This window comes from Nocardia sp. 348MFTsu5.1 (assembly GCF_000383535.1).
GTDB lineage: Bacteria > Actinomycetota > Actinomycetes > Mycobacteriales > Mycobacteriaceae > Williamsia > Williamsia faeni.
Genome location: NZ_KB911511.1, coordinates 362,123 through 388,701, shown reverse-complemented (window position 1 = coordinate 388,701; position 26,579 = coordinate 362,123). Strand labels below are relative to the sequence as shown.

Genomic DNA, 26,579 nt, shown 5'->3' with positions numbered 1-26,579 from the left:
CCTATCGGTCCGCAGTGTCCGACTTGATGACCAGGAGGCATCAAAGAGCCTGGGTGGCTCGATGCCGTCCGATCGACTCTAGCGCGTAGTGGGCCGCTCGCGTCTAATGTTGCGCAGGTGAGCGAGCCGAAACCCCCGAGTGGCGGTGTGATCGACGGTCGGACGGCCGATCGACTGAGCGTGCATCCGGTTGTCCGGGCCGCGGCCGAGTGGTCCTGGCGACTGTTGGTGATCGTCGCCGGGCTGTACGTGGTGTCGCTGGTTGTCTCCGAGTACGAAGCGGTTGTCGTGCCGGTCGGGCTCGCGGTGCTGGGTTCCGCGTTCCTGGTCCCGATGGTCGATTGGCTGAACCGTCGCGGTATGCCCCGCGCACTCGCGGTGTTCGGGACGTTGTTGGTCGCGATCGGAATGATCGTCGGGATCATGGCATTTGTCGTGCAGCAGTTCATCGATGGACTTCCGGAACTGACCGACCAGATCGAGAAGACCATCAATGAGACCCGCGACTGGCTCGTCGATGGGCCGTTGAACGTCGCCGAAGATCAGGTCGACCATCTCGGCGATGACGCGATCAATGTCTTGAAAGACAACCAGGACAATGTGACCTCCGGTGCGCTGTCGACGGCCACGACGGTCAGCGAGATCGTCACCGGTGGGCTCCTGATGCTGTTCTTGATGATCTTCTTCCTTTATGGCGGGGGTCAGATCTGGCGCTTCCTGACCCTGGCGATTCCTGTGAACGCCCGCGAAAAGGTCTGGGAGGCAGGACACAACGGATTCGGGACCCTGGTCGGATATGTGCGGGCAACAGTCGTCGTGGCAGCCGTGGATGCAATCGGCATCGGTGTTGGTCTGGCGATCCTGCAGGTTCCCTTGGCATTACCACTGGCCTCCCTGGTTTTCATCGGTGCATTCATCCCGATCGTCGGTGCCCTGGCCACCGGTGGCCTGGCCGTGGTGGTTGCGCTGGTGACCCAGGGTTGGGTTGTCGCACTTATTGCGCTTGCCGTGGTGGTGGCGGTGATGCAGCTCGAAAGCCATGTCCTCCAGCCGTTCTTGCTCGGTCGTTCGGTGCGGTTGCATCCCGTTGCTGTTGTGCTCGCTATCGCCGCGGGGATTGTCACCGCCGGCATCGTCGGTGGTCTGCTGGCGGTCCCGATCATCGCGTTCCTGAACACCGCGGTGCGGACATTGGTGGCCAAATCTCACCTGACCGAATCTGATCCGGAACTCGCGGAATACGCCGCGGTCGCCCGGCACGAACACGAGCGGATGTACGAGGCCAGTCCGGATCAGCCGAAGTGGGACGAAGACGACGCCCCCGACAAGACCGACCGGGCGCCGGAGCCCGAGCAGGACAACACCGGCGATTCCGGCTGAGAACACCCGTGACCCGATCTTTGAGTGCATCTGGGCGATCCGCGGACACCGACGACGACCCGGTGGGTCCGCTGTGGCGGGCCGCACAGGTCTTTCGTCTGCTGAGTTACGTCTACGCCCTGGGTTTTCAGCTCGCGGTCCACGACGACTACGAACGGGTCGGATGGAGCTGGTTCTTCTTCGCACTGCTGACGCTGTGGACGGGTGTCAGCACCATCTTGTACCTGAAAGGCCCCGGGCGCCGCCCGTTCTGGGTCGGCATGGATCTGGTGATCGCCTGCGGCCTGATCCTCGTGACCCGGTGGTTGGCCTCGCCGCAGTGGGCCGCGGACAACCAGTCGTTTCCGACGACGTTGTGGGCGACCAATTCGGTTGTCTCCGCGGCGATCCTGAGCGGACCGGTGGTGGGCGCCGGGTTCGCTCTCGCGGTTCGCGCGGCCAGCGCGGTGGCCAAGGGTGGCTATGACCTGAACGTCGGCCGGGACGCCACCGTCGTCGTATTGTTGGCGGTGGGCATCGGGGTGGGGTTGGCCGCCCAGGCCGCTCGTCGCAACCATGAACGGATCACCCGCGCGCTGCGGCTTGCCGCGGCGGCATCGGAACGGGATCGGCTCAGCAGGCAGGTGCACGACGGGGTACTGCAGGTCCTTGCCCTGATCAGCAGGCGCGGAGCCGAGATCGGTGGCGAGACGGCACAACTGGCCCGGATTGCTGGTGAACAGGAGCGGTCGCTTCGCCGTCTGATCGCCGACATCGAACCGCCGTTGACCGATCAGAAGGCCGCCGACGTGGATCTGCGTATGTTGCTGCGGCCCCATGCCGACGATCTGGTGACGATCAGCGAACCGGGAGAACCGGTGCTGCTGGACCACTTTCGGGCGATGGAACTGGAAGCCGCAGTGGTCAACGCGCTCGACAATGTCCGCCTGCATGCCGGGGCCGGGGCGCGGGCCTATGTGCTCGTCGAAGACCTCGGTGATCAGGTTGTGGTGAGCGTTCGTGACGACGGATCCGGGATCGAGGACGGTCGGCTCCGAGAGGCGAGAGCTCAGGGCCGCATGGGTGTGTCGAGATCGATCGTGGAGCGGATCGAGGCCCTCGGCGGTACGGCAAAGCTCGACACCGGGCCCGGCGAGGGAACCGAATGGGAGCTCACGGTGTCGAAGCACGCGGGCGACAGGAACGGGGAGGTACAGGACTGATGGCCGATGCGGGAGATGCGGCGGTGTTGCGGGTGATGGTGGTCGACGACCACCCGATGTGGCGGGAGGGTGTGGCCCGCGACCTGGCCGACGCGGGTTTTGACGTTGTGGCCGTTGCCGACAGCGTGGCCGCCGCCACCGCCCGTGGGCGCGCGGTGCAGCCGGATGTGGTGCTGATGGACATGCAGCTGCCTGACGGCAACGGGGCCGAGGCGACGGTCGGGATCCTCGAGGTCTCGCCCCGCACGCGGGTCCTGGTGCTCTCGGCCTCTGATGAGCGTGACGACGTGCTCGAGGCGGTCAAGGCGGGCGCCGGCGGATATCTGGTCAAGAGTGCGTCCAAGGAGGAACTGCTGGCGGCGGTCCGGGCGACGGCAGCGGGGCAAGCGGTGTTCACCCCGGGGCTGGCCGGTCTGGTGCTGGGCGAGTACCGGCGCATTGCCCGCGACCCGGGCCGGGCCGGTGATGCACCGGCGCTCACCGACCGGGAGACCGAGGTGTTGCGGTACGTTGCAAAAGGATTGAGCGCCAAGCAGATTGCGTCGAAGCTCACCCTGAGTCATCGCACCGTGGAGAACCACGTCCAGGCGACTCTGCGGAAGCTGCAGCTCGGTAACCGCGTCGAGCTGACCCGCTATGCCATCGAACACGGCCTCGACACCGAACCGGAATGAGCACGCCGACGGCCGCATGGCAGGTGTACTTTGCGGCAAGTCCCTAGGCCGGCTGAGTAGTGCTACTCATCCGTGCGGGGCCTGCTCCCGCGACCATCGAAACATGACCCAACCGAACCAAGCCGTCATCAGCCGGCTTTCCTCCGAGTTCAACTCTTTGTCGAATCAGTTTGCTCGTGTGTCGGGCGATCTGAACGAACTGCACACCGTGCTCACCCAGCTACGGGCACAGCCGCAGCCCCAACCTCAACCACAACCACAACCACAGCCGGCGCCCCGGCCGCAGCCTCAACCACAGCCGCAACCACAGCCGGCCCCCCGGCCGCAGCCCCAAGCGATGCAACCGCGGGCTCCGCAACCTCAGGCCTGGCACCCGCAGCCGATGGGGCCGCCGGTGCACCGGCCTGCGGCGCCGCAGATGTCAACGGTTCCGACCGGTCCCTACCCGTCTGCCTACAGTGCCTCCGCGTCTCGCCGGCCCGGACCACCGCCACCCTCCAAGCCGTCGTTGTGGCAGCGGATGACCGCCGAATCCGGTGGCGGTCTGATCGGCAAGGTCCTGGCGGTCGCCGGTGTGACGGTGACCCTGATCGGCGTCGTGATGATGCTGGTGCTGGCCGCGCAGGCGGGCATCTTGCGCCCTGAGATCCGGGTCGTGGCCGGAGGCGTGCTGGCGATCGCGTTGGTCATGACCGCTGTGTGGATGGCGGAGCGGCCAGGTGGCCGGGTGGGGGCGATCGCACTGTCTGCCACCGGTATTGCCGCGGCATACTTCGATGTTGTTGCGATCACCCGCATCTACGATTGGCTACCCGACTACAGCGGCCTCGTCCTGGCCGGACTGATCACCTTCAGCGGCCTGTTGCTGGCCCGTCGTTGGGATTCAGAACATTTGGCGCTGCTGGTCCTGGTCCCGGTCTTCATTCTCGCTCCCGTACTCACCGCCGGACCGTCGCTGCTGCTCGTCGGATCCATGCTCGCCATGGCGATCGGTTCCTTCCCGATCCAGCTCGGAAAAGACTGGATCTGGCTGCACGCCGTGCGGGTCACCGCAGCCACGTCGGTCCAGCTCGCCTGGATCGCGGCAAGTGTCGTGGGCGACGACGAGCACCTGGTGGTGGGGGTCGTCGCGATGTCCGTCGCCGCGGCATTCGGGATCACCACCTCGGCGGTGCTGGCGCGGGGCACCAGACTGCCGCCCCTGACCGCACTACTCGGTTGCGCCACAGCACTGCCGGTTCTGTTGTCGCCCTTGATCTTCGATCGGTGGACGTCCGCCGGACTCATCGGGGGCGTGGCCGTACTGCTGCTGGTGGTGGCCCTTCTCGACCGTGAACAGCACAACGCCGTCCGGTACGTCTACGCAACAAGCTCTGCCGTCGCAGCGGTTGTCGGGGTTGCCGTGGCCTTCGAAGGTCCGGTGATCGCCCCGGTCCTCCTCGCGATGTCGATCGTGATCGCGGTGGCTGCCCGGCATGACCTGGTCGGCCGCGTGGTCGCCACGTCCATCGGTGTCCTGGGTGGTGTCGGCTACCTGGCGATCTCGCCGCCGGAACAGCTGCTCGCATCCACAGAACTCGCTGTGTTGCACGCAGTTTCGGTGATCGTCGCCAGCGTTCTGGTCGTCGTTGCGGTCTGGACTCTCGTGTGGTCGTGGTACCAGGCCACTGAACGTCATTCGGCGCAGAATGTTCAGGGGTTCGGAATCCTCGGCGCGCTGGCCTCCCTCTACGCCGTGACCGCGCTGACCGTGACCGCCGGCGTGGCCTTCGGCGGCCCGGACGGCGGATTCCTCGGCGGACACGTGGCCGCGACCATCTGCTGGATGATCGTTGCCGCCGGCCTGCTGGTCATCTCCATCTCGATTGCCAAGGGTCGCAGGATGTTCGGCGGAATCGGCCGGAACATCGTTGTCACAGCCGGTTTGCTGCTGACCGCCGCCGCCGTGGCGAAGCTGTTCCTCTTCGACCTGGCGACGCTGAACGGGATCTTCCGGGTCACGGTGTTCATCGTGGTCGGCCTGATCCTGCTGGCACTCGGTTCCGGTTACGCCCGGGCACTCGGCCAGGGTGAGGCAACCATGACCGAACTGCGCCAGTAACGGCGCGGCCCACCCGTCGACCGTGACTCAGAAATCGCCGCCGACCGTGCCGATATCGTCGTTGACCGGGCCGCAAATGTCGAGCACATCGGCTTGTCGGTGGGGGCTGATAGAACTGTTTTATGACGTCGGGGGTGGCAGATCTGATCGACCGCATCAAGGGCATGGCCCTTGATGCGGAGGAGATTGTTGCTGTCCGTGAGGTGTTGTCGCGCAGGCTCGTTGATGTGTCGTTGGCGACGTTGTCGGACAAAGAAACCGTCGACCTCGCCCAAGCTGTGGAGTCGCAGACCCGTCGTGATGAGGCGGTGAAGGTGCGGATCACGGTCGAGTTGCGGGAACGGTCGGTCGCTGCGAAACAGGGGCTAAAGCACAACAAGTTCCTGCGTCACCAGTTGCGTATCTCGGCCGCTGAGGCCAGTGCCCGGTCGAAAAGGTCTGAACGCGTGGGGCAGTGGCACACCCCGTCCGGCGAGGTGGTGCCGCCGGTGTACCCGAATACGTGGGAAGCGGTGCGGGACGGGGCAATCGGGATCGCTCACTACAACGTCATTCACGAGGTGTTGCGGGCGTTGCCTGGCACGATTCGTAGCGATCTGGCTCTGTGGTCTGAGGGTGAGCGGCTGATGGCGCAGGCGGCGCGGACGATGGATCCCGATGAGTTGAAACGGGTGGGTTTGCATCTTCACAACTACCTCAATCCTGATGGTGAGTTCGATGATGTCGACCGGGCTCAGAAACGTGATTTGAAGGTGTCGAAGCAGGGGGCCGACCATATGTCCGGGATTACCGGTCATCTGGATCCGGCAACCAAAGCGCTGTGGGACGTGGTGGCCGCGAAGTGGGCGGCGCAAGGGATGAACAACCCGAATGATCCAGATTCGCCGTCTGGTCCGGCCGACAAAGCCGATAAGGAAACACTTGAAGCCGCCGCGAAACGTGATACCAGGACGCCGGGGCAGCGTAATCATGATGCGTTCAAACGGTTGATGGAGATGGTGGTCGGGCAAGGCATGCTCGGTCAGCACCGCGGTCTGCCGGCCAAGGTAATCGTGACCATGACCCTCGAACAGCTCGAGGCCGAAACGGGCCTGGCGACCACCGCTTCCGGTGGTGTGATGACCATCAAGGATGCATTGCAGTTGGCGGGGGTGAGTCGTAAGTATCTGGCGTTGCTGGATGACAAGCATCGGCCGCTGTTCTGGGGTCGTGAGAAGCGGCTGGCGACGGCGGATCAACGTCTGGCGCTGATAGCTGCGGAGCGGGGTTGTTCACGTCCGGGGTGTGACGCGCCGGCCACCGAGTGCGCGGTGCACCACATGGATGAGTACTCCAAAGGTGGTCGCACGGACATCACCGTCCTGACCCTGGTCTGCGGCCCCGACCATGCTCAGGTCAACGATGGTGATACGGGGTGGATCACCGAAATCATCAACGAAGGGACTGGTCCGCCGGGCTGGCAGGGCCGGGTCGGGTGGCGGCAACGCGGCTCCCTGAGCCCACCCGAACCGAACAACACGCATTTTCCGGAGAAGTATTTCACCAATCCGGAGATGTGGAATCCGGAGAGCGATGCTGATGCCGATTGGTTCAAGGAGCGCGCCCGGGCAGTGTTCGAGCAGAAGGCTGCCGAATCGTCGGCCTACAAGATCGACTTCGGTTGGCGACGCGCAACATACATCGCTGCCTGACTGGTCGTCCACGGAGCCGGTGGTCACGCGGGTGCGCTCTGGCCGTTGGCCGGCGTTACTGCCGCCGGGGACGTGGACGTACTGGTGCCGGATCTGCCGCTCTACGGCAGAACCCTCGGTGGAGGAACCCGGTCTGGCGCAGCTCGAGGCGGCGGCGCAGTCTGTCATCGATGCCGTGGTGGGGTAAGCGGAGGTAGGTGGCCCCACGTGCGTCGATACAACCTGGCTATCGAATGCACCGATATTTGACTTGGACAGGAATGAATGGCCGTCCTACGGTCGTCATATGACCCGGGTCACGCTTTGACGAAGCCCCAGGCGTGATCCGGGTTGTCCACGTCCCTCGCAGCGACGAGCGCGAATGAACCACAAGGCAAGGAATCGACATGACAGCAACGGTTGACCGGATCGACGCGCTGACCGGCCAGATGATCATCGCGGGACGCTTTGTGACGGGCACCGGCGACATCGTGCGAGGTCTGGATCCATCGACCGACACCGCACTCGAGCCCGGCTATGCCCACGGTTCCGACGACGACGTCGAGGCCGCCTGCGCCGCGGCAGCAGCGGCGTTCGACGCCTATCGGTCCACCCCCTCCGAGGTTCGGGCCGCCTTTCTCGAATTGATCGCCGAGAACCTCGAAGGACTCGGTGAAACCCTGATCAACCGGGCGAGCGCCGAATCGGGTCTGCCCAAGGGCCGGATCACCGGAGAGGTGGGTCGCACCGCGGGCCAGCTGCGCCTGTTCGCCGGAGTACTCCGCGACGGCGGCTGGAACGGTGCACGTATCGATCCGGCGCAGCCCGATCGCGCTCCACTGCCCCGCGCCGACATCCGGCAGCGCAAGGTTCCCCTCGGACCCGTTGCGGTGTTCGGCGCCAGCAACTTTCCGCTCGCGTTCTCGGTGGCCGGCGGCGACACCGCCTCGGCTCTCGCGGCGGGCTGCCCGGTGGTGGTCAAAGCACACGATGCCCATCCCGGTACCTCCGAACTGGTCGGACGTGCGATCACCGACGCGATCAGTCGCTCGGGGATGCCGGCCGGGACCTTTTCCCTCCTGTATGGATCCGGCCAGGGACTGGGAACCCGACTCGTCACCGATCCCCGGATCAAGGCCGTCGGGTTCACCGGATCACGTTCGGGCGGAACGGCTCTCGTTGCCGCAGCTGCGTCGCGGCCTGAGCCGATCCCGGTCTACGCCGAGATGAGTTCCATCAACCCCGTCTTCCTCCTCGAAGGGGCACTGTCCACCCGTGGCGCGGAACTGGGCAAGGCATTCATCGGATCGCTGACCCTGGGATCGGGCCAGTTCTGCACCAATCCAGGGCTGGTCATCGCCGTTGACGGCCCTGGCCTCGACGCTTTCGTCGAGGCGGCCGGAGCCGCAGTCGCCGCCAGCAGTCCCACCCCGATGCTCACCCCGAACATCGCGAACTCGTACGCCGACGGTGTCCAGGCGTTGTCGAACGCCTCGAAGGTAGAGGCCCGGGCCGCGGCCACCGACGCACCCAACGCCTGCGCCGCCGCGGTGTTCAGCACGGATGCCGAGTTGTTCCTCGCGTCGGAAGTGTTGCAGCAAGAGGTCTTCGGCTCCGCGAGTCTGATCGTGCGGTGCGTCGATGCGCGGCAGGTCCGCCACGTCGCGTCCGCACTCGAGGGCCAACTGACCGCCACCGTGCACGCCGACGACTCCGACCTCGACGAGGCCGGCCGGCTACTCAAGGTCCTCGAACTCAAGGTCGGCCGAATCCTGTTCGACGGCTGGCCCACCGGGGTCGAGGTCGGTCACGCGATGGTCCACGGCGGACCGTACCCGTCGACCTCCGACTCCCGGAGCACATCGGTCGGGTCGCTGGCCATCGAACGGTTCCTGCGTCCCGTCGCCTATCAGGACGTGCCGCCCGCACTACTGCCCTCGGCCATCGCCGACGGCAACCCCGATCACCTCTGGCGCCGCATCGACGGCCAACTCACCCAAGACTGACACCCGTACCCACACAAGGAGACAAAGCCATGCTCGACGGAGTCCTGTTCTTTCCCGTCACCCCGTTCACCGAGTCCGGTGAGGTGGACTACACGCTGCTCGCCGAGCACCTCGAAAGAGGTATCGCGGCCGGTCCCGGTGGCGTGTTCATCGCCTGTGGCACAGGAGAATTCCACGCCCTCGGCCTCGAAGAGTTCGGCCGGATCGTGGCTACCGCGGTCGAGGTGGTGGCCGGCCGGGTCCCCGTATTCGCGGGCGCCGGCGGCTCCCTCGTCCAGGCCAAGGAGTTCGCGGTCAGCGCCAAGACCGCCGGCGCCGACGGCATCCTGCTCTTGCCGCCGTACCTCGTGACGATGCCGCCCGCCGGGCTCGTCGAATACACCCGGGCGGTGGCTGCGGCCACCGATCTCCCGCTCATCGTCTACAACCGCGGCTCCGCGGTCTACAACGAGGCCAGTGCCGTTGCGGTGGCGCAACTGCCCACAGTGATCGGATTCAAGGACGGGACAGGCGATCTCGACAACGTCGCCCGCATAGTCATCGCAGTCAAGGACGCACTCGCGCCGTCGGGGAAGGAGTTCCTGTTCTTCAACGGGCTACCGACCGCCGAGATCACCCAGCAGGCCTACCGCGCCATCGGTGTCACGCTGTACTCGTCGGCGACGTTCGCGTTCGCTCCCGAGATCGCGCTGGCGTTCTACAACGCGCTCGAGTCCGGAAACGACGAACTCGCGGAAGCCCTGTTGCGCAACTTCTTCCACCCACTCGTCCGCCTGCGGAACCTGGTCCCCGGATACGCGGTCTCCCTGGTCAAGTTCGGTGTCACCATGGAGGGGATCAACGCCGGACCGGTGCGCGCACCGCTCGTCGCCCTGACCCCCGAGCACGAGCAGGAACTGATCGCCATCACCGCCGCCGGTCGCGCAGTGCTCGATAACGCACTGACCCGGGCGTCCGCGGTCTGATGTCGGAGAAGCCGATCCTGATCACCGGCGCGCGGATCACACCGGTCGCCTTCGTCGATCCGCCGTTGCTCAACACCGTCGGGGTTCACCAGCCGTACGCGCTCCGCGCGATCATTCAGCTCGACACCGATGCCGGATTGGTCGGTCTCGGCGAGACCTACGCCGACACCGCGCACCTGGCGCGGCTGGAAGCGGCGGCGGAGGCGATCGTCGGGATCGACGTGTTCGCACTGGGCACTCTGCGCGAGGCCATCGATACCGTGCTCGGCACGCTGTCGATCACCGGTGGGGACGGCGTCGCCGGCATGATCACGACCGCCAGCACCACCGACCGGGTGCTGTCACCGTTCGAGGTCGCCTGCCTCGATGTGCAGGGCAAAGCCCTCGGCCGGCCGGTGTCCGACCTCCTCGGTGGCGCGGTCCGCACCGAGGTTCCGTTCAGCGCCTACCTCTTCTACAAGTGGGCGGGCCATCCCGGCGCCGAACCCGATGCGTGGGGTGAGGCACTCGATCCCGACGGCCTGGTCCGCCAGGCCCGGCGAATGATCGGCGAATACGGTTTCAAGGCGATCAAGCTCAAGGGCGGCGTGTTCCCGCCCGAGCAGGAGATCGCCGCCATCAAGGCGCTGCGAGCTGCCTTCCCCGACCTGCCGCTGCGGCTCGACCCGAACGCCGCGTGGACCGTCGACACCTCGGTGACGGTGGCCTCGGAACTCGCGGGCATCGTCGAGTACCTAGAGGATCCGACACCCGGACTCGAGGGTATGGCCGAGGTCGCGGCCGAGGCGAAGATGCCGCTGGCCACCAACATGTGCGTGGTCGCGTTCGACCAGCTCAAACCCGCGGTCCGGCAGAACTCGGTCGCGGTGGTCCTCTCCGACCATCACTACTGGGGCGGATTGCAGCGATCCCGATTGCTGGCCGGGATCTGCGACACGTTCGGACTGGGGTTGTCGATGCACTCCAACTCGCATCTGGGGATCTCGCTGGCCGCCATGGTCCACCTGGCTGCCGCGACACCGAACCTCACCTACGCGTGCGACACCCACTGGCCGTGGAAGAGCGAGGACGTGATCGCAACGGGCGCACTGTCCATCGTCGACGGAGCCGTGCCGGTACCGACCGCACCCGGACTCGGGGTCGAGATCGACGACGATGCGCTGGCCGCTCTGCATCAGCAGTACCTCGACTGCGGGATCCGCGACCGGGACGACACCGGCTACATGAAATCCGTCGATCCGACGTTCGAAAACACCTCCCCGCGCTGGTGAATCCGGCCCGGACCCCTCCTGCTGCCTAGTACATTGATCCATCAGGGTGCAGTTGCGCCCGCTTCTCGATACCGGGAGTGGATCAATGTTCTCGTTGGCGCGCCTCACGTGCTTCATCGCTGTCGCCGAAGAGCTGCATTTCGGGCGGGCGGCCGAGCGTCTGCACATGACGCAGCCACCGCTGAGTCGGCAGATTCAGCAGCTCGAAAGCGAACTCGGCGTCCAGCTCGTCGACCGGACCAGCCGGTCGGTGACGCTGACCGCTGCCGGCACCGCTTTTCTGCCTGACGCCCGCCGTATCGTCCGGCTGTCGGAGAGCGCGGTGCTGACCGTGCGCCGGGTGCCTGCCGGCGATCTGGGAACCGTCATCATCGGATTCACCGGCGCCTCGGCGCACGCGGTTCTGCCACGCCTGCTGGCATCCGCCCGGGAGATCCTTCCCGACGTGAAGCTCGTTCTGCGCGAGATGGTTTCGTCGGCGCAGATCGAGTCACTGTCAGGTGGAGAGCTCGACCTAGGACTCGTGCGCCCGATCATGACCCGCCCGGGCATCAGCAGCCGGCCCATCCATCATGAACGGTTGATCGCGGCCCTGCCCGTCGACCACGAGCTGGTCGACGCCGAGCACCTCACCATCGAGGATTTCGACGACCGTCCCGTCGTGATGTATTCGCCGGTCGACGCCCGGTACTTCCACGAACTGCTGATCAGTACCTTCACGATCGTCGGCGCGACACCGAGATACGTCCAATACGTGACGCAGGTGCACACGATGCTGGTGCTGGTGCGATCCGGTCTGGGGATGGCTCTGGTGCCAGAATCGGCCGCCACCATGCACCCGGAGGGTGTGGTCTTCAAAGAGGTGACGTCGGTGCGCGACCGGCCGGTTCAGATGAATGCCGCCTGGCGGCCGGGCAACCAGAATCCGGCACTGGCCAGGCTCATGGAAGATGTTCTACCCCAACGGGAGTGGATCTAGAACCCGCCCGATTCGGGGTCAGAGCGCGGGTTGGACCGGCGGCTTGACGGCCGTGACGGGGCACTGGGCGTCGAGCAGCACACGCTGCATTGCGCTGCCGGTCAACAGCTTTCCGACAGGCGATCGGCGCCGGAGTCCGATCACGATCAGCTCGACGTCGTCGCGGTACGACGCGTCGATGAGGTTGTCGGAGTGGGAAAGTCCGGGTTCGTTGGGGTCGACCTTCACCACGACGTCGCCGGCGTCGGCCGCGTGGCGAGCCGCGGCCAGATCGAGTTCGAACTCCGGCGACGAGGCGCTCTCGTTCTCGGCGACGACCAGCAGATCGGTGCGGCGCATCCGCGCCTCGGCGAAGCCGAAGGAGAGTGCTCCGCGGCCCTCGTTGGTCGGTACGTAGCTGAGCACAACGCTCATGACTTCACCGCTTTCGGTTGCACCACAGCTGTGGTGAGTGTTCCGGTGGCAAGGAATTCGTCGAGATTCTGCAAGGTGAGTGCCTCCATCGCGGCGCGGGTTGCGGTGGTGCCGCTGCCGACGTGCGGGAGCAGGACGACGTTGTCGAGATCGAACAATTCGGTGGGGACATTCGGTTCATCCGCGAAGACGTCGAGCCCGGCACCGGCGAGACCGCCTGAGCGGAGCAACTCGGTCAGCGCTACCTCGTCGACGACGCTGCCGCGTGCCACATTGATCAGGAATCCTTGTGGCCCAAGTGCTTCCAGGACGCTGCGGTCGACGAGCTGCTGTGTCCCCTTGCCTCCCGACGCCGCGATCACCAGGATGTCGACGGACGATGCGAGTTCGGTTGCCGACGCCGCGTATCGATACTGCGAACCGGGGATCTCACGGCGATTGTGGTACGCGATGTCGCAGCCGAAGCCGGTCAGACGATCGGCGATGGCCGTGCCGATCCGTCCGAGTCCGATGATGCCGACCCGGGATCCGCTGACCTTGCGGGTCAGCGGGACGTTGCCCTCACGTGGCCAGCGTCCGGCCCGGACATACCGGTCTGCCGCGGAGAATCCCCGCAGCGTGTCGATGAGGAGTCCCAGTGCGGTGTCTGCGACGCAGTCGGTGAGGACATCGGGGGTGTTGCTGACCCCGACACCCTTCTCGGTGGCGGCCTCGACGTCGGTGGTGTCGTAGCCGACCCCGAAGTGGACGATGGCGCCGAGATTGGGCAGGTCGGCCATCAACGCGGCGTCGACGCCGGTGCGGCCCGAGGTGACCACCGCGGTCACGCTGTCGCCGTGCGCGGCGAGGAACGCGGGACGGGATTCGTCGACAGGGAGCAGCAGGGCGTCGTAGTCGGCGGACAGAGTCTGCGCGAGCGACGGCTTGAGGGGGCCGACCTGCAATACCTTACCGTTCCCGGTGAAGCGGGTAGTGGGCTGCGCCCCAACAGATTTGGGCTCTGCTGTGGTGGCTTGTGCGTTGACCATCGCATCTCCTGACGGCACGTGAGAACCGGCGTGGTCCTCTGATGGGCTCAACACACGGTAAGCCCGCCCAGGAATACCTGTCCAACTCGTAAATAACATGGACTGATACCGAAACGGCATGGTTGTCAGGCGGTTCGTCCGCGGCGGATTTGAGCGCTCGAGGAAACTGGCAGGTCAGGCGGTATATTTGGAGTGATTCACGTCACCGGTCCGGCCACGGAGTGATGCCAATTACAGGTGAAAAGTGCCCTCTACAGGCGTTTTGGCCTGTTGACGCGCTTTCGAGGCCCTCCTACGTTGTGGCTACCGTCACAAACGGTCAGCGTCTGACGATCGACGCGATTCATCTTCACAACGGAGGAACCATGCACGCCGCAGCCCCGCCGCAGCCGGCATCCCGACGCCACACCCTGCGTGTAGCCGTCGCACTGGCCGCCGCCGCAGTCCTGGCCACCGGCTGTTCCGTCGCGAACACGACGCAGACCGACGCCGCCAGCCCCGACACCTTGCGCATCGTGCTCCCGCAGGAGCCGCCCACACTCGAACCATGCGACGCGTCGCTGACAGCCACCGGCCCGATTGTCCGGTCCAACATCACCGAGCCGCTCGTCGAGCGCGATCCCATCAGCGGCGATCTGGGGCCCAAACTGGCCGATTCCTGGGAGCAGACGTCGCCGACCACATGGACGTTCCGGTTGCACCCGGGCGTGAAGTTCAGCGACGGCACCACGTTCGATGCCGACGACGCGGCTTTCTCGATCGACCGCACGGTGAACTCGTCGATCGGCTGCGACGTCGACGGCTATGTCTTCGGTGACGACGATCTCGGCATCGAGGCCGTCGATCCGGCGACTGTCACTGTCACGACCGTGACACCTGACCCGATTCTCCCGCTGCGTATCTCCTTTGTTGAGATGGTCCCCGACACCACTGACGCGACGGACAAAGTCCGCATCCCGATCGGCACCGGCCCGTACCAGGTCGACTACTGGGATGCCGGGCAGAAGCTCGCACTGGCCGTCAATCCCGAATATTCAGGCCCCACACCCGATTACACGCGAGCGGTTTACCAGTGGCGCACCGAAGGCAGCGTGCGCGCGGCGATGGTGACCAATGACGAGGCGGAGATCGCCACCTACCTCGGCCCCGAGGACGGTGCCGGCGATCTAGGAGTCGCCTACCCGAACAACGAGACCACCGCCCTGCGACTGCAGGCGACCGAACCGCCGCTGGACGACTACCGCGTCCGCGAAGCCATTGATCTGTCGATCAACCGGGCCGGAATCGTCAAGGCCTTGTTCCGCGGGCTCGGGGAGCCGGCTGCACAACTCGTCGGCAACAGCATCGTCGGCTACAACGATCAGCTCACCCCGACTCCCTACGATCTCGAACGCGCCAAAGAGCTTGTCGCCGAGGCCAAGGCAGACGGCGTTCCGGTCGACAAGGAGATCAAGCTGATCGGCCGGACCGGGCAGTTCCCGAAGATCAACGAGACGATCGAGGTCATCCAGAACTCGCTCGACCAGGTCGGCCTCAACGTCAAGATCGAGATGATGGACACCTCCGGCCAGATGCAGTATCAAATCCGGCCATTCCCTGATGCCGGACCGGTGATGCTGATGGTGCAGCACGGCAACCAGGCCGGCGACGCCCAGTTCACCGCAGAGCAGTACCTGCTCAGTGACGGATACCAGAGTACGTACGGCACACCGGAATACGACGCCGAGATCGTCGCCGCACAGGAGCAGATCGGTGACGCCCGTCAGGCCGCGTTTGCCGGTGTCCTGGCCGACGAGCCCCGGCTCATCCGGCAGTACGCCTACATCGCACACATGAACGCGGTGCTGGCGAAGGCCACGTCGGTTGCCTACCAACCGAACTCGGGAACCGGCGATGAAATGCGCCTGGCCGAGATGAAACACGCCGAATCGTCCGGCAATGACTGACACCCGTTTTCTCCAGCCCACCCGCGCTCTTTCAGCCCTTTTTGGAGTACCCGCCATGATCCATCCGCCCCACCCGAGAAAGCGGTGAGAGATGTTCGCATTCCTGAGGCGCCGCATGTACACCAGCCTCATCCCATTGCTGGTGGTGCTCTTCGGAGTATTCCTGCTCGCCCGTCTCACCGGTGACCCGACCAACCTCTACCTGCCCGTCTCGGCCACACCCGACCAGCGCGCCGAGTTCGCCGCCGAGAACGGACTGGACAAGCCGGTCTGGGGCCAGATGGGCGACTACCTCTCCGGGGTGGCCCACCTCGATTTCGGTGAATCACTGCGCACCGGTGAGTCCGCCGCCTCGATGGCGCTCCGGGCCTTCCCGGCGACCTTGCAGCTGGCGTTCTTCACCATGCTGCTGGCCATCGTCGGTTCGGTGATCCTCGGTTGCTGGGCAGCATTCCGGCCCAACTCCCTCGCCGATCGCTTCTCGTCGCTCGTGTCGATGACCGCCGCCAGCGTCCCCGACTTCTGGTTCGCCATCACCGGCATCTGGATCTTCGCCGTGGTGTTCGGGTGGTTGCCCACATCGGGTACCGGCAGCAGCCTGGCCTGGATCCTGCCGATCGCCACGCTGCTGATCCGCCCACTGGGGGTCTTGACCCAGGTGGTCCGCGGCGCGATGGTGCAGGCCCTCTCGGCACCGTATGTACGACTCGCACGCAGCAAGGGCGCCGGTGATTTCCGGGTCGTCACGCATCACGCCCTGCGCAACGCCGCCGCCCCCGCACTGACCGTCGCCGGCGACCTGGCCGTCGCGCTGGTCAACGGTGCGGTGGTTGTCGAGGTGATCTTCGGTTGGCCGGGTATCGGCAAGCTGATGATCGATTCGATCCTGCAACGCGACTTCGCGGTCCTGCAGGCCGCGGTCCTGCTCACCGCCGTCAGCATCTTCATCCTCAACGTCGTCATCGACGTCGGATACGCGCTGCTCGATGCGCGGGTCCGCGAAAAGGTCAAGGTCTAGGAGAACACCATGTCGATTGCCACCGGACCATACAGCTCCACCGAAGTCACAGACCCGACCGGTTCGCAGGTCGCGCCCACGGACCTCACGGGCGATTCCGTCGCCAAGGGCAAGGCGCCTTCGGGCAAGATGCCGCTCTGGCGACTGCTCCTGCGAGATCCGATGGCCACCGTCGCCGCCGCGATTCTGGTCTTCGTCCTACTCGTCGCCGCATTCGGGCCCTGGCTGGTCGGAGACGCCGCCTACGACCAGAACCTGGACGAGTCGAACCTGTCCCCGTTCAACCTCGACACCGGATTCATGAACATCCTCGGGACCGACCCGCTGGGCCGCAGCATGCTGGCCAGGCTGATCGTCGCCTGCCGCACCACCATGATGGTGGCCTTGCCGGCCGTCCTGATCTCGTGCGTGATCGGTTCGGTCATCGGGATGTGGGCCGGGTATCACCGCGGCTGGCGGGAGACCACCGCCATGCGGATCGCCGATGTGATGATGAGCTTCCCGTCACTGCTGCTCGCCGTGGTGGTGCTGTATGTCTTCTCGCCGAGTGCCGCCAACATCGTGCTCGTCCTCGCCTTCACCCGCATCCCGATCTACCTGCGTACCGCCCGGGCCGAATCGGCCGAGCTGCAGAGCCGGATCTTCGTCGATGCGGCAAGGACATTCGGCGCCAGCAGCGGATCGATCATCCGCCGGCACGTTCTGCCGATCCTGCTACCGACGTTGCTCACCGTCGCCACCCTCGACTTCTGCTTCGTGATGCTCGCCGAATCGTCACTGAGCTTCCTGGGTATCGGCATCCAGCCGCCCGAGATCAGCTGGGGCCTGATGGTCTCGCAAGGCCGCACCTACCTGCAGACCGCCTGGTGGTTGTCGTTCTTCCCCGGCCTGGCCATCGTGGTGACCACCGTCGCGGCCACCGTCCTGGCGGCCTGGGCCCGGATCGCCACCGATCCCGGACAGCGCTGGCGCCTGACCGTGCCGCGCAAACGCCGTCGGATGTTCTCCTCACGAAAGGCAGTCGCATGAGTGCTCCAGCCCTCGCCGATTCCGATTCCGACACCACGGGTGATCGTGTCGCCCTCGATGTCACCGACCTCACCGTCGACCTGCGCACCCCCACCGGTGTCGTGCGCGCCGTGGATCACGTCTCGTTTGTGGCACGCCGCGGCGAAACCCTGGCGCTGCTCGGCGAATCCGGATGCGGCAAGTCGATGACCGCACAGGCGATCGTCGGTCTGCTCGATCCGATCGCCGACATCACCGACGGTTCGGTCGTCCTCGGTGACACGGACCTGATCACCGCCAGCAAGCGCAAGCGCCGTCAGGTCGCCGGCACCGAGCTCGCCATCGTGTTCCAGGATGCGCTCACCGCACTCAATCCCGTGTACACCGTGGGAACCCAGCTGGCCGAACCGTTCCGTCTCCACCGCAAGATGTCGGCGAAAGATGCCAGACACGAGGCGATTCGGCTGATGGAGCGTGTCGGGATCCCTGAACCCGAGTCGCGTATCGATTCGTACCCGCACCAGTTCTCGGGTGGTATGCGCCAGCGTCTGCTGATCGCGATGGCGGTTGCGCTGAGCCCGAAGGTACTGCTCGCCGACGAACCGACCACCGCCCTCGACGTCACCGTCCAGGCCCAGATCATGTCGTTGCTGAATGATCTGCGGACCGAGTTCGACATGGCCGTCATCCTCATCACCCACGATCTGGCGCTGGTGGCCGAGGAGGCCGACCGGGTCGCAATCATGTACGCGGGCAACGTCGTCGAGACCGGACGGGTCGCGGAAGTATTCGGAAATCCCAAGCACCCCTACACCAAGGGCTTGCTCGATTCGGTGCCGGTGAACGTCAAGCGCGGCGAAGACCTCAAGTCCATCGGCGGCACCCCGCCCGATCTGCATTCGGTTCCGTCCGGCTGCGTCTACCAAGCACGATGCCCACTGGCCCAGGCCATCTGCGTCAGCACCCGGCCCGCACTGCTCTCGGTCGCCACCGACCGCGCGGCCGCGTGCCACTTCACCGAGGAGGTCGGCAATGCCTGATTTCACCAAGCCTGAATCCATCGGGTCTGAAACCGCGAACCCCGGCGTCCTGGAGGTCCGGAACCTCACGAAGTCGTTCAAGGTACCCGCCGGCAAGGACGGGAATACGCAACTGCGTGCCCTCGATGGGATCAATCTCGACCTCGCGCGCGGCGAGACGCTGGGACTGGTCGGTGAATCCGGTTGCGGCAAGTCCACTCTCGCCCGAACGCTGATGATGCTCGAGCGCCCCGACGAGGGCACGATCACCTGGGACGGCATCGATCCGTACACCCTCAAGGGCAAAGACATGCTCGCACTGCGCCGCCGGGTGCAGATGGTGTTCCAGGATCCCTACGCCTCACTCAACGCGCGGATGACGGCCGGCGAGATCATCTCCGAGCCGTGGCGTACCCACAAGGGGCTGTACCAGTCCAAGCGCGATCGCATCGCCCGCGTCCGCGAACTGTTGCAGCTGGTGGGGCTGCGTCCGAGCGACGAGCACCGGTCCCCGCAGGAGTTCTCCGGCGGTCAGCGCCAGCGGCTCGGCATCGCCCGGGCACTGGCCCTGCGGCCGTCGGTGCTGATCTGCGACGAGCCGGTGTCGGCGCTGGATCTCTCGGTCCAGGCGCAGGTGCTCAACCTGCTCAACGAGTTGCAACAGGAGCTGGGCATCTCGTACATCTTCATCTCACATGATCTGTCGGTCGTACGGCATGTCGCCGACCGGGTCGCCGTGATGTATCTGGGCCGGATGGTCGAAACAGGCCCGACGGAAACGGTTTTCGATTCGCCGCTGCATCCGTACACCGAGGCGCTGATGTCCGCGGCCCCGACACTCGATCCGAGCTCGCGCCGGACCCGCATCATCCTCGAGGGCGAAGTGCCGTCGCCGCTGAACCCACCATCGGGTTGCCGGTTCCGGACCCGTTGCGTGCACGCGACCGACGAGTGCGCCCAGTCGCTGCCTCCGGTCGCGACCGGCGTCGCACCGGACAAGTCGATCCGCGCAGCGCTCGGCGAATCGACCCACATCGCGGAATGCTTCCATCCGCGGACAGCGGTCTCCCTCGGTATGCCCGCACACGTCTGACGAATGTCCCGACGTCTGAAAGTCGCTGCCGGGTGAGCGCCGGCGCATTTGTCCTGGTCGCCGTCGCGGTCTTCGCTGCGGCCTGCATGCAGGCATCGATCGGATTCGGCATGGGCATGCTCGCGGCCCCGGTCGTCGCGCTGGTCGACCCGACCCTGATCCCGGGAACGCTCATCATGTCGGCGGTGGTGGTCACACTGCTCGTCGTGGTGCGCGAACGGCAGAGTCTGGACCTGGGCGGTACCGGATGGGCACTCGCCGGACGGGTGCCCGGAACCCTTGCGGGCGCGGCACTTCTGTTGCTGCTCCCCGAACGGGGTCTCTCGCTGCTCCTGGCCGCGGTGGTGCTGGCCGGTGTCGTCATGGCCACGATGGGATGGTCACCACCACCGTTGCGCCGCAACCTGGCGACCGCGGGCGCGGCGTCCGGTCTGCTCGGCACGGCGACCTCGATCGGTGGACCACCGATGGCGCTGGTTCTGCAGGGCTCGACCGGTGCCCGGCTGCGCGGGAACATGAGTGCGTTCTTCCTGGTGGGTTCGCTGATGTCGATCGCGGTTCTCGCGGCGGCCGGCGCCATCGAGCGGGAGAACACCGAGATGTTCGTGGTCCTGATCCCCGTGACGGTGCTCGGCTACGTGGCCTCCCGCTTCGTCAATCGCCTCCTCGATCCGGCGCGGTTGCGGTTGCTCTCGATCGGGATCTCGTCGGTCGGTGCGGTCCTGCTGATCGGCCAGCAGATCCTCTGATACCTAATACGCATCGTTCTATCCATTAAGAGTGTTGGACGCGCATCAATTACCACGCCTATCCTCGACTGTGAGCGTGGTCACGCAAGCGAAAGGCTCGATCAATGACGTCAGATAACAGCCGCGGCGCCCCGGTGGTCACCGATATGCGGGTGATCCCGATCGCCGGCCGGGACAGCATGCTGCTGAACCTGTCGGGGGCCCATGCACCATTCTTCACCCGAAATCTGTTGGTGCTCAAGGATTCCGACGGCAACACCGGAGTCGGCGAAGTGCCCGGAGGAGAACCCATCCGGCAGACGCTGTCCGACGCCCGGGATCTTGTGGTCGGACGCGGTATCGGCGACCACAACGCCGTTCTGGCCTCGATCCGCAGTGCTTTCGCCGACCGGGATGCCGGCGGTCGCGGAAACCAGACCTTCGATCTGCGCGTCACCATCCATGCGGTGACAGCCGTCGAATCCGCATTCCTGGACCTGCTCGGCCAGCACCTCGATGTGCCGGTGGCGGCTCTGCTCGGCGACGGCCAGCAGCGCGACCGGGTGCAGGCGCTCGGCTATCTGTTCTTCATCGGCGATCGCAACAAGACGGCGCTGGACTACGCCGACGGCTCCGGCGAAACCGACAACTGGCTGCGGTTGCGGCACCAGGAGGCGCTGACCCCGGACTCGATCGTTGCGCTCGCGGCGGCCGCACAGTCCCGCTACGGGTTCGCCGACTTCAAACTCAAAGGTGGCGTACTGGCACCCCGGGACGAGGCGGCCGCCGTCACCGCCCTCGCCGAGCAGTTCCCCGATGCCCGGATCACCCTCGACCCCAACGGTGGATGGTTGCTGTCCGAGGCGATCGAGACCTGCCGCGGATTGCGCGACGTCCTGGCCTACGCGGAAGATCCGGTCGGCCCGGAGGGCGGTTTCTCCGGTCGCGAGGTGATGAGCGAGTTCAAGCGGGCGACCGGACTGCCGACCGCCACCAACATGATCGCCACCGACTGGCGCGAACTGGGCCACACCATCCGATCCGGTGCGGTCGACATCCCACTCGCCGATCCACACTTCTGGACGATGGCCGGGTCGGTCCGGGTCGCCCAGCTCTGCGATGCCTGGGGGTTGACGTGGGGCTCGCACTCCAACAACCACTTCGACGTCTCGCTGGCGATGTTCACCCACGTGGCCGCCGCCGCACCCGGCGACATCACCGCGATCGACACCCACTGGATCTGGCAGGACGGGCAGCGGATCACGAAGGAGCCCTACGACATCGTCGACGGCTATCTCACGCTTCCGTCCGCCCCCGGCCTGGGTGTCGAACTCGACATGGACGAAGTGGAGGCCGCCCACGAGCTGTACCTCCGCGAGGGGCTCGGATCTCGTGACGACTCGGTGGGCATGCAATATCTGGTGCCCAACTGGACCTTTGACAGCAAACGCCCCGCCCTGGTGCGGGCGTGAGCGACGAGATACCCAAGATGCGCATCGTCGTCGGTGACCGAAACCTGTTGCCGCACCGCGATCTGTTCGAAAGCTTGCTTCCGCCGGAGGCCGAGGTGCGCTGGCATGAGCGGTTCGACGAAGCCGCGATCATCGACGACCTTCCTGCTGCCGACGTCTATGTCGGTGGCAAGTTCACCGCGGCGATGGCATCGGCGGCGGATCGACTTCAGTTGGTGCACGTGGCGGGCGCCGGCACCGACAAGGTGGCGTTCGCATCACTCGATCCGCGAACCAAGGTGGCCAACACCTTTCACCACGCGGACTCGATCGCGGAGTATGTCCTGTCCACCGCGATCATGATGCGGCGTGGATTCCTCACCCAGGATCGGGCACTGCGCCACGGTGTGTGGGCGTCGTCGGTATACGACGATTCACTTCCCCAACCGCTCTCGATGAGCGCTGCGCATATCGGCTTCGTCGGCTTCGGGCACATCGGGTCGAAGAGCTGGAACCTGCTGCGGACGTTGGGGTGCACCGGATCCGCGGTGACCGGTCGCGGCACCGTCGACGCCGCTGCGGCAGGTCTGTCCTGGGCCGGTGACAGCGACGACCTGAGCCGACTGATGACCGAGTCCGACGTCGTCGTGTTGTCGGCGCCACTGACCGGCCACACCCGCGGCATGATCGGTCCGGCCGAACTCGCCGCTCTCGGTCCCGATGGTGTCCTGATCAATGTCGGGCGTGGACCGCTCGTCCAGCAGCAGGCACTCTATGACGCCTTGAGCCACAACCATATTCGCGCCGCCGCCATCGACGTCTGGTATGCATACCCGGATCCCGATGGCCGTGGCAACCCCGCCGACCTCCCGTTCGCCGACCTGCCCAATCTCCTGATGACACCACACTCATCCGGGGTCACTCAGGACACCTTCGTCGGCCGCGTCCGCGACATCGCCGACAACATCCGCCGGCTCGAGCGCGGCCAGACCCTGGCCCGCACCGTCCGCTGATCGGCAAACAAACCAACCCCGCGCTCCGTCCCGCATCCGTCCCGATCCGTCGACCGTGCCCTCGTTGCCGTCGACCGTGCCGAACCGACCGCCGAGCGGGCCCTCGTTGCCGTCGAGTGTGCCAAAGTTGCAGAGCCGAAAGCGTTTTCGGCCCGGTCGGTGAACATAAAGGCACGCTCGGCGGTTCGCGTTGCCGCCCAGCGGGCCCTAGTTACCGTTGAGCGTGCCCTCGATGCCGTCGAGTGTGCCAAAGTTGCAGAGCCGAAAGCGTTTTCGGCCCGGTCAGTGAACATAAAGGCACGCTCGGCGGTCGGTTTGGCACGCTCGACGGATGGGGGTCGGGTCGGGTCAGTCAGTTGTCGGTGTCGGTGGGGTCGGCGGTGCCGGTGTCATTGCCGCGGCGGAGCAGATCGCGGACGCTGATCTGTCCATCGGCACGACCGCGGGCCCGTCGACGGCCACTTGATGAAGTGTCCTGAGACTCAGCATCTTCCGGCGACGTCTGCGGTGCGGGCTGCTGCGGCGGTGGAGTCGGTGCACTCGGCTGCCGCGGCGGCCCGGCCGGCCCCGACGGTGCCCGCTGTTCCGGGTTCAAGGACGCGATCAACGGTTGTCCACCCTGTGGTCCCAGCTCGGGCCGACGCCGCAGCGGACTGCTCTGGTCACGACCCGAAGGATCCTGACGTCCGGCCGGGACCGCGCGTGGTCCGGTGCTCCGGGGTTCAGGGCTGCCCTGACCGGACTGGATCGGCTGGGGACGCGGCGGACGACCCGGCTGACGAGTGGGCTCGGATGCGCCGGTCCCGTTGGCGACAGGGGTGTCGGTGCCACCCAGGCGAATTCCGCCTGCGCCCAGACTCCACCCACCGGTATCGGGCCGGTTCGTACGGGCATTCTCTCGACTCGGTGTCCGGGGTGCCACCGGATCGGGTTCCGGTGCCGGACGACTCGGTGAACGCCGGATCGGTCCGCTGACCGGGGGAACCGGCGGACGCTCGGGCCGGCGTACCGGGCCCGTGGGGGCGGGAGCCTGCGTCGAGCCGTTGCGGACCGGCGCCGCGGGTGCCGAACCGGGAGCCTTCTGGAGTCGGGGATTCGACAGCTGAGCCGGATCTGCCGCTCTGCCACCACGTCCCGCATTCGGCGGTGGTGTGGGGGCCGGTGGCCGCGGGCCCTGCGGTGGGCGATTGATGGGTCCGGACGGCCGGGCCGGGGCCGCGGCACCAGCAGCGGCACCCACCGCGACCGGTCGACGGGCGCCTGCCGGCTGAGTGCGGAAGGCAGAGGTCGGAGCTTCGGCGACAACGGTTCCCGCGCTGCGGTCGCCGCGTGTGGCCTGAGACGAACGTCCGGCACCGAATTCCTCGTCGAGGACGGTCTCTCCGAGCCCGATCTTCTCCTGGATCTTCTTCATCCACTGCGGGGCCCACCAGCAGTCGTCGCCCAGCAGCTTCATGAGGGCCGGGACGAGCAGCATACGAATGATGGTGGCGTCCAGGATCAGAGCCGCGATCATGCCGAACGCGATGTACTTCATCATCACGATCTCGGACAGACCGAAGGCTCCGGTGACCACCACCAGGATCGCGGCGGCCGCGGTGATGATGCGCCCGGTGTGTGCAGTACCGCGTCTGATCGCCTCGGTGGTACTCGCGCCCTTCTGTCTCTCCTCGACCATGCGGGAGAGCAGGAACACCTCGTAGTCGGTGGACAGGCCGTAGATGATGGCGATGATCAGCACCAGAACAGCCGACATCAGCGGCCCCGGCGTGAAGTTGGCGACAGTCGAGCCGTGCCCGTCGATGAAGATCCACGTCAGGATGCCGAGCGTGGCGCCGAGGCCGAGCGCCGAGACCAATGCGGCCTTGATCGGCAAGACGACGGAACCGAACGCGAGGAACATCAGCAGGCTCGTCACCAGGATCAGCAACAAGATCATCAGTGGCAGGTCCGTGAGCAACGCGTTGATCGAATCCTGGGTCAGCGCCGGGGTGCCGGCGACGTAGACCTGCAGGCCCTGGGTGTCGATCGCACGGAGTTCATCGACGGCCTCACCGGCGGTGTCCATGTCGATCAGACCGGCCGACATCTCGACGAGGTTGCCCTCGGCAAGCGCGGAATCGAGGGTGAACTCCTTGGTGAAGCCCGGGATCTGGTTGGCCTGATCCGCGATCTGCTGGAGTTTGGCCGCGTCGTCGCTGCTCTCGGGGTCGTAGACGATGACGAGCTTGATCTCTTCGGTGCGTTCGGTGGGGAAGTACTCATCGAAGTGCTGCTGCGCGACGCGGTTGTCGTTATTCGGCGGCAGATACTTCTCGGTGATGCCACCGAACTGGATGTTGGCGAACGGGATGATCAGGGCCAGGAGCAGCAGGACCACCGGGATGGCGATCTGGAGCGGATGCCGCATGACCCAGCTCGCGAGCCGGCCCCAGAAACCGTCCTCGACCTCTTTCTTGGTCTTCGTCCGGCGCAGGAACGAGAAACCCCACATGTCGATGCGAGGCCCGAGGATCGACAGGATCGCGGGCAGCACCGTGATGGACAACAGGGCCGCGAGGGTGACCGATGCGATCGCGCCGTAGGCGACCGACTTCAGGAAGCCCTGCGGGAACAACAGCAGACAGGCCAGCGCCGCGACGATGATCGTTGCCGAGAAGACCACGGTCTGGCCGGAGGTCATCACCGTCCGGCGGATCGCATTGGGGGTGTCATAGCCCTCCGCGAGTTCTTCCCGGAAGCGGCTGACGATGAACAACCCGTAGTCGATGGCGATGCCGAGCCCGATCAGCGTCACCACCGATTGGGCAAAGATGTTGAGTTCGGTGACCTGCGCCAGAACTTTCATGACACCCAGCGACCCGGCGATCGTCAGACCGCCGATCAGCACGGGCAAACAGGCGGCGACCACACCGCCGAAGATGAAGAACAGCATGATCGCGACAAGCGGCAGCGCGATGATCTCGGCCCGGTGGATGTCCTCGTCCATACCGGCGGCCATCGCGCCGGCGACCGGTTGCAGACCGGCCATTTCGAACGTTGTGCCAGGTAAGTCGTATCGGACCGCGAGATCTTCGAAGAACGGTTCGACGGTTTTGTAGTTCTTCAGGATCGTGGTGTCGTCGTCACCGCTGATGCCGATACTGATGAAGGCGTGGTCGCGGGACGCGTCGAACAATCGCGCCTGGATCTGGGTCAGCGCACCCTTGTCGAACTCGTTGACACCCACCCGGAACGGATCGACGATGCCGGGATCGGTGCGGTCGACGATGCCCGGGTACTGCGCCGTGAGATCTTCGACGATCTGCTCGACCTTCGCCCCGAAGGCGGGGTCGTCGACCTTGGTTCCGGCCGGCGGCGTCACCAGCAGGATCACGTCCGACTTGTGGTCGCGGCCGAGGATCTCGTCGCGCAGCTGCGAGCCCGCGACGGACTCCGAACCGGGATCAAACCAGCCGGACTGGCTCAGATGCTTGTTGAGGTCGAGGCCGTAGAGACCGAAACCCGCCATCAACGCGACCATCACAGCGATGACCGCAAAACGCATCCGGTACACGAAGTTGCCTATGGCACCAAACACCGCAGCGTCCTTTCTGTACTCAGGCAGTCATTG

At 65.7% G+C, this 26,579-nt stretch carries 20 protein-coding genes and 1 pseudogene; 18 read left to right on the top strand and 3 right to left on the bottom strand.

Translation table 11 applies throughout. The features are described from left to right. Window positions 1–117 precede the first annotated feature (117 nt). The 10 genes and pseudogenes from H290_RS28120 to H290_RS0108120 all read left to right on the top strand — a co-directional run bounded on the left by H290_RS28120 (window position 118) and on the right by H290_RS0108120 (window position 12,248). Entirely contained in the window at window positions 118–1,380 is a 1,263-nt protein-coding gene (locus H290_RS28120; RefSeq protein ID WP_081631521.1) for an AI-2E family transporter, read from the top strand. Between the two features lie 8 nt (window positions 1,381–1,388). Next, the gene (gene macS / locus H290_RS0108155; protein ID WP_231373535.1) at window positions 1,389–2,582 is read left to right on the top strand and encodes a MacS family sensor histidine kinase; all 1,194 of its coding nucleotides are present in this window, start codon (window positions 1,389–1,391) and stop codon (window positions 2,580–2,582) included. Next, a complete protein-coding gene (locus H290_RS0108150; RefSeq protein ID WP_020106298.1) occupies window positions 2,582–3,256 on the top strand; it encodes a response regulator transcription factor in 675 nt (224 codons plus the stop codon). The genes macS and H290_RS0108150 overlap by 1 nt, the downstream gene beginning before the upstream one ends. A gap of 418 nt (window positions 3,257–3,674) precedes the next feature. Then, entirely contained in the window at window positions 3,675–5,357 is a 1,683-nt protein-coding gene (locus tag H290_RS0108145; RefSeq protein ID WP_231373534.1) for a DUF2339 domain-containing protein, read from the top strand. A gap of 122 nt (window positions 5,358–5,479) precedes the next feature. Then, entirely contained in the window at window positions 5,480–7,048 is a 1,569-nt protein-coding gene (locus H290_RS28115) for an HNH endonuclease signature motif containing protein (RefSeq protein ID WP_020106296.1), read from the top strand. Continuing rightward, window positions 7,049–7,165: pseudogene (locus H290_RS31595) on the top strand (alpha/beta hydrolase); the annotation flags it as partial. Between the two features lie 269 nt (window positions 7,166–7,434). Further along, window positions 7,435–9,033 (top strand): aldehyde dehydrogenase (NADP(+)), encoded by a 1,599-nt coding sequence (locus H290_RS0108135; protein WP_020106295.1) that lies wholly within the window; start codon window positions 7,435–7,437, stop codon window positions 9,031–9,033. Then, a complete protein-coding gene (locus H290_RS0108130) occupies window positions 9,030–9,998 on the top strand; it encodes a 5-dehydro-4-deoxyglucarate dehydratase (protein ID WP_255327731.1) in 969 nt (322 codons plus the stop codon). The genes H290_RS0108135 and H290_RS0108130 overlap by 4 nt, the downstream gene beginning before the upstream one ends. Beyond that, window positions 9,998–11,269: a glucarate dehydratase family protein gene (locus tag H290_RS0108125; RefSeq protein ID WP_020106293.1), complete on the top strand. Its 1,272-nt coding sequence runs from the start codon at window positions 9,998–10,000 to the stop codon at window positions 11,267–11,269. Before H290_RS0108130 ends, H290_RS0108125 begins: the two co-directional genes overlap by 1 nt. An 85-nt stretch (window positions 11,270–11,354) precedes the next feature. After that, complete coding sequence (locus H290_RS0108120; protein WP_020106292.1) at window positions 11,355–12,248, top strand: LysR substrate-binding domain-containing protein; 894 nt, start codon at window positions 11,355–11,357, stop codon at window positions 12,246–12,248. Window positions 12,249–12,266: 18 nt separating this feature from the next. On the opposite strand, the gene H290_RS0108115 is transcribed toward H290_RS0108120, so the two are convergent. Both H290_RS0108115 and H290_RS0108110 read right to left on the bottom strand, forming a co-directional pair. Then, window positions 12,267–12,662 carry a universal stress protein gene (locus tag H290_RS0108115; RefSeq protein WP_020106291.1) on the bottom strand — a complete coding sequence of 132 codons (396 nt, stop codon included), beginning with the start codon at window positions 12,660–12,662 and terminating at the stop codon, window positions 12,267–12,269. Continuing rightward, a complete protein-coding gene (locus H290_RS0108110; RefSeq protein ID WP_020106290.1) occupies window positions 12,659–13,690 on the bottom strand; it encodes a 2-hydroxyacid dehydrogenase in 1,032 nt (343 codons plus the stop codon). The genes H290_RS0108115 and H290_RS0108110 overlap by 4 nt, the downstream gene beginning before the upstream one ends. A 365-nt stretch (window positions 13,691–14,055) precedes the next feature. Between H290_RS0108110 and H290_RS0108105 the strand changes: the two genes are divergently transcribed. The 8 genes from H290_RS0108105 to H290_RS0108070 all read left to right on the top strand — a co-directional run bounded on the left by H290_RS0108105 (window position 14,056) and on the right by H290_RS0108070 (window position 22,966). Continuing rightward, window positions 14,056–15,636, top strand: coding sequence for an ABC transporter substrate-binding protein (locus tag H290_RS0108105; RefSeq protein WP_028462940.1), 1,581 nt, complete (start codon window positions 14,056–14,058; stop codon window positions 15,634–15,636). Between the two features lie 91 nt (window positions 15,637–15,727). Continuing rightward, entirely contained in the window at window positions 15,728–16,654 is a 927-nt protein-coding gene (locus H290_RS0108100) for an ABC transporter permease (protein WP_028462939.1), read from the top strand. Window positions 16,655–16,663: 9 nt separating this feature from the next. Then, on the top strand, window positions 16,664–17,683 hold the full coding sequence (locus H290_RS0108095; RefSeq protein WP_020106287.1) for an ABC transporter permease: 1,020 nt from the start codon (window positions 16,664–16,666) through the stop codon (window positions 17,681–17,683). Beyond that, window positions 17,680–18,702: an ABC transporter ATP-binding protein gene (locus H290_RS0108090; protein ID WP_020106286.1), complete on the top strand. Its 1,023-nt coding sequence runs from the start codon at window positions 17,680–17,682 to the stop codon at window positions 18,700–18,702. The genes H290_RS0108095 and H290_RS0108090 overlap by 4 nt, the downstream gene beginning before the upstream one ends. Next, entirely contained in the window at window positions 18,695–19,774 is a 1,080-nt protein-coding gene (locus H290_RS0108085) for an ABC transporter ATP-binding protein (protein ID WP_020106285.1), read from the top strand. Before H290_RS0108090 ends, H290_RS0108085 begins: the two co-directional genes overlap by 8 nt. A gap of 32 nt (window positions 19,775–19,806) precedes the next feature. Next, window positions 19,807–20,523: a sulfite exporter TauE/SafE family protein gene (locus tag H290_RS0108080; RefSeq protein ID WP_020106284.1), complete on the top strand. Its 717-nt coding sequence runs from the start codon at window positions 19,807–19,809 to the stop codon at window positions 20,521–20,523. A gap of 104 nt (window positions 20,524–20,627) precedes the next feature. Then, window positions 20,628–21,974, top strand: coding sequence for a glucarate dehydratase (gene gudD, locus H290_RS0108075; protein WP_028462937.1), 1,347 nt, complete (start codon window positions 20,628–20,630; stop codon window positions 21,972–21,974). 17 nt (window positions 21,975–21,991) lie between these two features. Then, window positions 21,992–22,966: a 2-hydroxyacid dehydrogenase gene (locus H290_RS0108070; protein ID WP_028462936.1), complete on the top strand. Its 975-nt coding sequence runs from the start codon at window positions 21,992–21,994 to the stop codon at window positions 22,964–22,966. Between the two features lie 352 nt (window positions 22,967–23,318). Here the strand turns inward: H290_RS0108070 and H290_RS28110 are convergent, their stop codons facing one another. After that, a complete protein-coding gene (locus H290_RS28110; RefSeq protein ID WP_051121922.1) occupies window positions 23,319–26,546 on the bottom strand; it encodes an MMPL family transporter in 3,228 nt (1,075 codons plus the stop codon). Window positions 26,547–26,579 lie beyond the last annotated feature (33 nt).